This is a genomic window from Microbacterium sp. M28 (assembly GCF_025836995.1).
In the GTDB taxonomy this organism is placed as follows: domain Bacteria; phylum Actinomycetota; class Actinomycetes; order Actinomycetales; family Microbacteriaceae; genus Microbacterium.
This window is the reverse complement of sequence record NZ_CP107546.1, coordinates 3363858-3371690: the sequence shown is the minus strand read 5'-3', so window position 1 is coordinate 3371690 and position 7833 is coordinate 3363858. Positions and strand designations below refer to the sequence as shown.

Sequence of the window (7833 nt, the reverse complement as noted above, 5' to 3'; positions counted from 1 at the left end):
CCTGCCGCGGAAATCCGGCGGGCGTGTTGTCCCTCGCCGGATGCGACCGGCTGTGGATAATAGCTGTGCGGATCGGATGCCGGAGTCGGCGCTGCCACGCGGGGATTTGCCCTGCGTGCCAGACTGACGTACCCTAAATCGGTTGACTTATGCCCAATTGGGCAGCCCCCATGTCCCCGGTAGATCTGCATCCGGTGACTGACTTCCCGGAGTGATCCATGAGCAAGCGCACTTTCCAGCCCAACAACCGTCGTCGTGCCAAGAAGCACGGCTTCCGTGCCCGCATGCGCACCCGCGCCGGCCGCGGCATCCTGGCGGCCCGTCGTGCGAAGGGCCGCACCGAGCTCTCGGCGTAACCCGCTGTGCTCGCCCGTCCGCATCGTCTGACCCGTGGTGATGACTACCGAATGGTGGTCAGGCGCGGTTCGCGGTGCGGCGGTGTCCGTGTCGTCACGTCGATTCTCACGACGTCGGATGCGGAGCGAGCAGCCCGGTTCGGGTTCATCATCAGTAAGCAGGTGGGGAACGCTGTGATCCGCAACACCGTGCGTCGACGGCTCAAAGCCGTCTGTGCCGAGTTGCTGCCAGTGGTCCCTCAGGGCACGGATGTCGTCATCCGTGCCCTTCCTGCATCCGCGACGGCTTCGTTCGCGGAACTGCGTACGGATGTGCAGCGCTGCGTCACCCGTTTGACGCGACCGGTGGCGCCGTGAGCGCCCTGCCGTCCTACGCCTTCGGCGAGGCGCACTTCCACGCAGGGGACCTGCTGCGCAGCATCCCACTGCTCCCCCGGAATCTGGTGCTGGGGTTCCTCGCCGGGTATCGCAGAGTCATCTCCCCGCTCTACGGAGATGTGTGCGCCTATTACCCATCCTGTTCCGCCTACGCTGTAGGTGCTGTGCAGCAGCACGGCGCCATCAAGGGAGCCGTGCTCTCGGCATGGCGCATCCTGCGGTGCAACCCCTGGACTCAGGGCGGCGTCGACGACGTCCGCCCGCACAAGCATTTCCACTACGACCTGACCTCTCACGGTTTCGTCGTTCCTCTTCGAAAGGACTGAACAGTGGGTCTTGACCTTCTGCTCGCGTCTGCGACATCGACACCAGCACCCGAGAACACCGGGTTCGACCTGCTCGGGACGATCCTGTGGCCGCTGAAGTGGGCGGTCGAGGCCGTGCTCGTCTTCTGGCACTGGCTGTTCACCGCGGTGGGGCTGCCGGCGGCGGCCGGAATCACCTGGATCCTGTCGATCGTCGGCCTGGTCATCGTCGTGCGCGCTGCGGTCTTCCCGCTGTTCGTCCGGCAGATCAAGAGCCAGCGAAAGATGATGGAAATTGCCCCTGAACTGCGAAAAGTTCAGGAGAAGTACAAGGGTAAGAAGGATCAGCTCTCTCGTGAGGCGATGAGCCGCGAGACGATGGCGCTGTACAAGAAGCACGGCACGACGCCGATGTCGAGCTGTCTTCCGCTGCTGGTGCAGATGCCGATCTTCTTCGCCCTGTTCAGCGTGCTCAATGATGTCACCAAGCACGCCCAGGCCGGCCTGGGCGGCGTCGGGTTGCTGAGTCCTGAGCTGACCAAGGAGTTCTACGACGCGACGATCTTCGGGACGGTCTCGCTGCACGGCACCCTGGGCAACGCGATCGAGACGCAGAACGTCACGGCGATCGTGCTGCTCGTCATCCTCGTGGTCCTGATGATCCTGTCGCAGTTCTTCACGCAGCTGCAGATCATCTCGAAGAACCTGTCCCCCGAGGCCAAGACCGGCCAGGCGTACCAGATGCAGAAGATCATGCTCTACGTGCTTCCGCTGGGCTTCATCTTCTCGGGCATTTTCTTCCCGCTCGGCGTCGTCGTGTACTGGTTCGTGTCGAACCTGTGGACGATGGGGCAGCAGTTCCTGGTCATCCGTGAGATGCCCACGCCTGGTTCCGAAGCGGCCAAGGCGCGCGAGGAGCGCCTCGCTCGCAAGGGCAAGGCCATCAACTCCGAGGGCAAGGTCGTCCCGATGTCGGTCTACGAGGCCGAGCAGCAGCGCAAGCTGGAAGAGGCGGAGAAGGCCAAGGCCGAGGCTCCGAAGCGTCAGCAGCCGGTCGGCAAGAAGCGTGCGAAGAAGAAGGGCACCAACTGATGAGCGTCGAGAACATCACCGAGCGCCCTGCGCCCACCGTCGCGGATCTGGAGGCCGAAGGGGATGTCGCTGCCGACTTCCTCGAGGAGCTGCTCGACATCGCTGACATCGACGGGGACTTGAACCTGGATGTCCGTCAGGGCCGTGCCTACGTCTCGGTCGAGGCGGAAGAGGGCGGCGGGGTCGAGCTGCTCTCCGCACCGGACACCGTGCAGGCACTGCAGGAGCTCACGCGCCTCGCTGTGCAGAGCAGGACGGGATCGTTCTCGCGGCTCATCCTCGACATCGGGGGCTCGCGCGACGCGCGGCGCCGACAGCTCGAACGGCTCGTGGATGCCGCTGTCGTGAAGCTCGATGAAGGAGCATCCCAGGCGTCGCTGCCTGCGATGTCCAGCTACGAGCGCAAGCTCGTGCACGACATCGTCTCCGATCGGGGACTCACGTCCGAGTCCTACGGCGAAGGTGCGGACCGTCACACGGTCATCCGCCGCCACTGATGTTTCACGTGAAACGGTGCGGAGCGACTCATGAGTGATGTCGAGGAGGAACCCACCGCGGCCGTGTCGCTGTTCGGTGATCGAGTCGAATTGGCGCGGTCCTTCACGGACGCATTGGCGGCTCAGGGGGAGGAACGCGGACTGATAGGTCCACTGGAGCTTCCTCGGCTGTGGACCCGTCACATCCTGAACTCGGCGATCGCGGCGCCGTTGCTGCACGGAACTGTGGCTGACATCGGCTCCGGCGCAGGACTCCCAGGACTTGTCCTGGCGATCGCTCGGCCCGACGTCCGTTTCACGCTCATCGAGCCGATGGAGCGGCGGATCAACTGGCTCAATGAGCAGGTAGACGCCCTCGGTCTCGACAATGTCGAGGTTCTTCGTGCGCGCGCGGAGGAGGTCGGCCGGCCGCAGTCGTTCGACGTGGTGACGGCCAGGGCTGTCAGCGCGCTGCGTACGCTGCTGCCGCTCACCGCACCGCTGGTACGCGACGGCGGTGATCTGGTTCTTCTGAAGGGCGTGAACGCGGCGAACGAGATTGATGCCGCCCAGAAGCAGATCAAGAAGTACAAGCTGACGGATGTGCGCGTCGAAGTCCTGGGTGAAGGCCTTCTCCCGGAAGTGACGCGCGTCGTACGCGCCACCGTCCGCGGTTAGTACCAGTGGCGATGTTTCACGTGAAACATCGTGCGGGTAGCCTGATGAGACGCCGACCGGCCTCGCGACCGGATAGGACGTGGGTTGCTGCGGGACGCGTATCCGCTGAGGGCACTGTTTGTCGACCGAACGGTCCGACATCGGGGATCAGCGAAGGGTGCAGCCGTTATGGTGGGCGTTTCACGTGAAACGGTGCGCTTCGCCAGCCCCGTGTGAAGGCAGCCGCGGCGAGGGTGCGGGCACGATCATCGCCGGGGGTTCCGACGCGGACGTCAGGGCTTCGGTCCCAGCGGCCTGACTCGATGTGCAACAAGGTGAGAGCGTCAATTGGTCGGTTGCTGATGGGTGGCCGTGCAGGATACGCATGGCGGAGGCTTAGGCTTCACAGGTCCTCCCGTGCCGTGCGAACGGCGAAAGCGACCGGTCTCCCCATCGAACGCCAACAAGATTCGCAGCACGGCGGCGGTGAGGCGCGTGCGTGAGGCTCCGGCAGGAGTCTGTCCTTGAACCGAACCGGGTGGGACAGAAATCGAATCTGATGCTTCACGTGGAACATGTTCCGGCAAGGCGACATACTCAAGGTCGGGCACGGAGGTCGCTCGCGGATCCGACGGAAGTCGTGTTCGAGTGGACTCGACGTATCCCGGCCCGCCGTTTCACGTGAAACAATCGAGTCAGCATAGTCCGACCGAGGGGAGGGGTGCTCGACGCATGATGTGGCGCTACCGCCCGAGCACGACATCGGATGCTGCATCGGTAGCGGCTTTGCGCGCCGACGTCCTGCGTGCCGACCTCGAGCGGCTGGGTCGGTACGATCCGATTCGTGTTCGCGAGCGTTTTCTCGCGGCGTTCCAGCCCGAGAACACACGCGTGATCATCTGGGAAGGGCAGGATGCCGGAACGATCGCGGTCCGCGAAGAGAGGGAAACCCGCTGGATCGAGCACTTCTACCTGCGCCCCGAAGTGCAAGGCAAGGGTATCGGTGGAGAAGTGCTCGCCGACATCCTCTCCCAGGAACCCCGCGACGTGGTTCATCGGCTGAATGTCCTGCAGGGAAGTGCCGCGACCCGGCTCTACCTGCGCCATGGCTTCGTCGTCGAGAAGCAGGATGCTGTGGACGTCTTCATGATCCGGTGATTCTCGACGGCGGGCGCCGGCGGTTGTTTCACGTGAAACGGCAGAGTGCTCCGTGCTTCCGTTCCGTGACGGCTGACCGTACCGTGGCGGCGGACGGCACTCGGCCGCTTTCCTTCGGACCAGAGGTGCCTCGCCGCGGACTGGTATGTCGGTTCGGAGTACACTGATTCACGATTCCGCGGCAGTTCTGCACGCCGCGCAGCGGAGGTTCAGGAACCTCTCGCGCCACTTGAGTGGGGGATCGTGCGATCGGTCGTGTCGCCGGAGAGGTAGTGCTCATCACGCGACAGGCGGAGTCGACCGCGATCCGTGGATCCGCCGCGTCCGGCTTCGGCAGTCTTCGTCCGTTTCACGTGAAACATTGTTCGTCGGTGCGGATCCGGCAGCGCGATGATGGTGTCATGGATTACATCACGCTCCGACTGCCTGTTCGGTTGTGGCAGCGAGTCGACGCCAGCGTCGACAACAGCATGGCGATCGATGCGGTGAACGGTGTTTCCCTCACGTTGATGAACGGGGCCTGCGTCCGCGATGCCGGTTGGCGGGCTTCGGCGGAGTTCGACGGCGAGAGAACCGCGCTCGGCTGGCCGGCGGCCGAGCGGGAACTGTCGATCGTGCCGCGTCGGGAGCACTGGGAATGGGCGCTCGATCAGCTGAATCGATGGTCGACTGCGGACGCGGACAACCTGGAGGCCCGCGAGCGGATAGAAGCAGCACTCCGATCAGCGTGAAAGCGTTTCACGTGAAACACGGCGAGCGGGAATCGGGTCTCGATCGTTTGGTGGCTGTCGGCTGCTCAACGGCATCGGTTGCGACTGTCCATGCCGGGCTTGAGCGGTAGGCCACGTCGCGAATCCGATGATGAAACGCGCGAGCGCGACCGTCGCACTCGACCGCGGTGCTGCTCGTGCGGACCGCGGCCCACCGCGGCCAAGACCGTAGCAGCTCGCTGATATGCCGGGACGGGTCTCGTAGTGACTTGGCTGAGCCGCGGTCGTTGTCGGCGCGGAGCGGGGGAGACTCACCGAGGGGTGAGACGCGTACGCACCACTCCGCGACCGGCGATCGGAATGACCGGCTACCGGCCGATCAGAAGGCGACGTACAGGGCGAAGATGTGGTGTTTCACGTGAAACGGTGACGTTTGTGAACGCGCCCCCCACCCCGATTCCGCGCCACCTCGGGTACTGCGGGCATGGGTGCGGCCCTCGATCCGCAGCAATGGTGCGCAGGTTCGCTGCGGGTCGCTACACCCGAGTGGACGCCGAGAGAGCCGAGGTCAGCCGAGCTCAGCCAAGCCGCGCGTCTCAGTCGACAGCGCCCTCTCGGGCACAGGCATCCGGTGAGGTCGAACAGCCGGCCCACCGCCGAGCCGAGCCCGTGCCCGTCAAGGTCGGTCACCTCGATTAGAGTGGAACGCGGCCCCGAAAGGAGTGGATGTTTCACGTGAAACAACCCGAAAAGGCACCACCGAACGATGGCTTCGGGATGGACACCCCACTCGCCCGTGAACTCGCTGATCTCAGCGCGCGACGCCGGGCCCTGGAGGCGGTCACCCTCGATTTCGACGGCTCGCAGACACGCGTTCTGACGGTCTCCAACCAGAAGGGTGGGGTCGGCAAGACGACGACCGCGGTCAACGTCGCTTCAGCGCTGGCGCACCTCGGCGCCAAAGTTCTCGTGATCGACCTCGACCCGCAGGGCAATGCCTCCACAGCCCTCGGCATCCCCCACAGCGCGGATGTCACGAGCATCTACGATGTGCTGATCAACGACGTCGCGCTCGCGGAGATCGTGCAGCCCAGCCCGGAGTCCGAGAATCTCTTCTGCGCACCCAGCACGATCCACCTCGCCGGCGCCGAGATCGAACTCGTCGCGCAGGTCGCGCGGGAGCACCGGCTCGGACGGGCGCTCGACGCCTACCTCGCCGAGCACCCGATGGACTTCGTGATCATCGACTGCCCGCCGTCCCTGGGGCTGCTGACGATCAACGCGTTCACCGCGGCATCCGAGGTTTTCATCCCCATCCAGTGCGAGTACTACGCGCTGGAGGGCCTGAGCCAGCTCCTCGGAAGCATCCAGATGATCCAGAAGCATCTGAACCCCAAGCTCCACCTCTCGACGATCCTCCTGACGATGTACGACGGGCGCACCCGTCTGGCCCAGCAGGTGGCCGACGAGGTCAGAGGACACTTCCCGGAGCAGGTGCTCCACACCGTCATCCCGCGGTCGGTCCGCGTTTCCGAGGCGCCGAGCTTCGGTCAGACCGTCATCGAATACGACGGCAACTCTGCCGGGGCCGTGGCCTACCGCGAGGCGGCAGTCGAGATCGCGCAGCGTACCGCGGCGCGCACCAGCAGCACACAGAGCAAGGAGAACTGATGGCGAAGCGAACTGGACTCGGGCGGGGGATAGGAGCCCTCATCCCCACCACGGAGCAGACCGAACGCCCCGTCGACGTCTTCTTCCCCGGTGCGAAGATCAAGCCGGAGCCGCCCGTCGAGACCGAGGCGACCCCGGAACTCGCCGAGATCCCCGGCGTACGGCTGGTCCATGTCGATCCGAACGAGATCGTCCCGAACCCTCGTCAGCCGCGCACGCACTTCGACCCCGAGCACCTCGCGGAGCTCGTGCACAGCGTCCGCGAGTTCGGCGTGTTGCAGCCAGTGGTCGTCCGCACGAACGCCGACGGCGCCTACGAGCTGATCATGGGCGAGCGCCGCACCCGCGCCGCCCGCGAAGCCGGCCTCGAGACGATCCCGGTGATCGTCCGGGACACGACGGATGAGGACCTCCTCCGGGACGCGCTGCTCGAGAACCTGCATCGCTCCGAGCTCAACCCGCTCGAAGAGGCATCCGCCTACCAGCAGCTGCTCGAGGACTTCGGCATCACGCAGGAGGAACTCGCCACCCGCATCGGACGCTCACGCCCGCGTATCAGCAACACCATCCGACTGCTGAAGCTGCCTGTTCCGGTGCAGCAGCGCGTGGCCGCCGGCGTCCTCTCCGCAGGCCACGCTCGCGCCATCCTGAGCCTGGACGACCCCGAAGCCATGCAGCGCCTCGCCGACAAGATCATCAATGAGGACCTGTCCGTCCGTGCGGCGGAGGAAGCGGCGAAGGCGACACCGCGCGAGGCCGGTTCGAAGGCCGCCAAGCCGCAGCCGGGTGCGCGACGCGCCTATCTCGATGAGGTCGGCAGCAAGCTCGGCGATCGCCTCAACACTCGGGTCAAGGTGAATCTCGGCTCACGAAAAGGCCAGGTCGTCATCGATTTCGCATCCATCCAGGATCTCAACCGCATCCTCGCCGAACTCGGCGAGGAGGGCTACGGCGCCTGACCCGCTCTCGGCCCCATCACCGCCCCACGAGGGCATCCCAATAGACTCGCTGCAAACGGGGGAGCGGAACC

10 protein-coding genes are annotated in these 7833 nt (G+C 65.1%); all 10 read left to right on the top strand.

Annotated features, from left to right (window positions below; all coding sequences use genetic code 11):
* Positions 1-218: 218 nt before the first annotated feature.
* Complete coding sequence (gene rpmH, locus OED01_RS16350) at positions 219-356, top strand: 50S ribosomal protein L34 (protein WP_013584598.1); 138 nt, start codon at positions 219-221, stop codon at positions 354-356.
* Positions 357-362: 6 nt separating this feature from the next.
* Positions 363-713 carry a ribonuclease P protein component gene (gene rnpA, locus OED01_RS16345; protein ID WP_264156341.1) on the top strand — a complete coding sequence of 117 codons (351 nt, stop codon included), beginning with the start codon at positions 363-365 and terminating at the stop codon, positions 711-713.
* On the top strand, positions 710-1060 hold the full coding sequence (yidD, locus tag OED01_RS16340; RefSeq protein ID WP_264156340.1) for a membrane protein insertion efficiency factor YidD: 351 nt from the start codon (positions 710-712) through the stop codon (positions 1058-1060). Before rnpA ends, yidD begins: the two co-directional genes overlap by 4 nt.
* Positions 1061-1063: 3 nt before the next feature.
* Positions 1064-2131 carry a membrane protein insertase YidC gene (yidC, locus tag OED01_RS16335; RefSeq protein ID WP_264156339.1) on the top strand — a complete coding sequence of 356 codons (1068 nt, stop codon included), beginning with the start codon at positions 1064-1066 and terminating at the stop codon, positions 2129-2131.
* Positions 2131-2628 (top strand): Jag family protein, encoded by a 498-nt coding sequence (locus OED01_RS16330; protein ID WP_264156338.1) that lies wholly within the window; start codon positions 2131-2133, stop codon positions 2626-2628. Before yidC ends, OED01_RS16330 begins: the two co-directional genes overlap by 1 nt.
* Positions 2629-2658: 30 nt before the next feature.
* Positions 2659-3285: a 16S rRNA (guanine(527)-N(7))-methyltransferase RsmG gene (rsmG, locus tag OED01_RS16325; RefSeq protein WP_413231594.1), complete on the top strand. Its 627-nt coding sequence runs from the start codon at positions 2659-2661 to the stop codon at positions 3283-3285.
* A gap of 711 nt (positions 3286-3996) precedes the next feature.
* Positions 3997-4422 carry a GNAT family N-acetyltransferase gene (locus tag OED01_RS16320; protein ID WP_264156337.1) on the top strand — a complete coding sequence of 142 codons (426 nt, stop codon included), beginning with the start codon at positions 3997-3999 and terminating at the stop codon, positions 4420-4422.
* A gap of 272 nt (positions 4423-4694) precedes the next feature.
* A complete protein-coding gene (locus tag OED01_RS16315; protein ID WP_264156336.1) occupies positions 4695-5153 on the top strand; it encodes a hypothetical protein in 459 nt (152 codons plus the stop codon).
* Between the two features lie 756 nt (positions 5154-5909).
* Positions 5910-6803 (top strand): ParA family protein, encoded by an 894-nt coding sequence (locus OED01_RS16310; RefSeq protein ID WP_318841116.1) that lies wholly within the window; start codon positions 5910-5912, stop codon positions 6801-6803.
* A complete protein-coding gene (locus tag OED01_RS16305) occupies positions 6803-7762 on the top strand; it encodes a ParB/RepB/Spo0J family partition protein (protein ID WP_264156334.1) in 960 nt (319 codons plus the stop codon). Before OED01_RS16310 ends, OED01_RS16305 begins: the two co-directional genes overlap by 1 nt.
* The last annotated feature ends 71 nt before the right edge of the window (positions 7763-7833 follow it).

Bases quoted from the DNA above. Each gene is read 5' to 3' on its own strand.
- OED01_RS16320 (WP_264156337.1), top strand. From the start codon at position 3,997: ATGATGTGGCGCTACCGCCCGAGCACGACATCGGATGCTGCATCGGTA.
- rpmH (WP_013584598.1), top strand. From the start codon at position 219: ATGAGCAAGCGCACTTTCCAGCCCAACAACCGTCGTCGTGCCAAGAAG.
- rsmG (WP_413231594.1), top strand. From the start codon at position 2,659: ATGAGTGATGTCGAGGAGGAACCCACCGCGGCCGTGTCGCTGTTCGGT.
- OED01_RS16330 (WP_264156338.1), top strand. From the start codon at position 2,131: ATGAGCGTCGAGAACATCACCGAGCGCCCTGCGCCCACCGTCGCGGAT.
- OED01_RS16310 (WP_318841116.1), top strand. From the start codon at position 5,910: ATGGACACCCCACTCGCCCGTGAACTCGCTGATCTCAGCGCGCGACGC.
- OED01_RS16305 (WP_264156334.1), top strand. From the start codon at position 6,803: ATGGCGAAGCGAACTGGACTCGGGCGGGGGATAGGAGCCCTCATCCCC.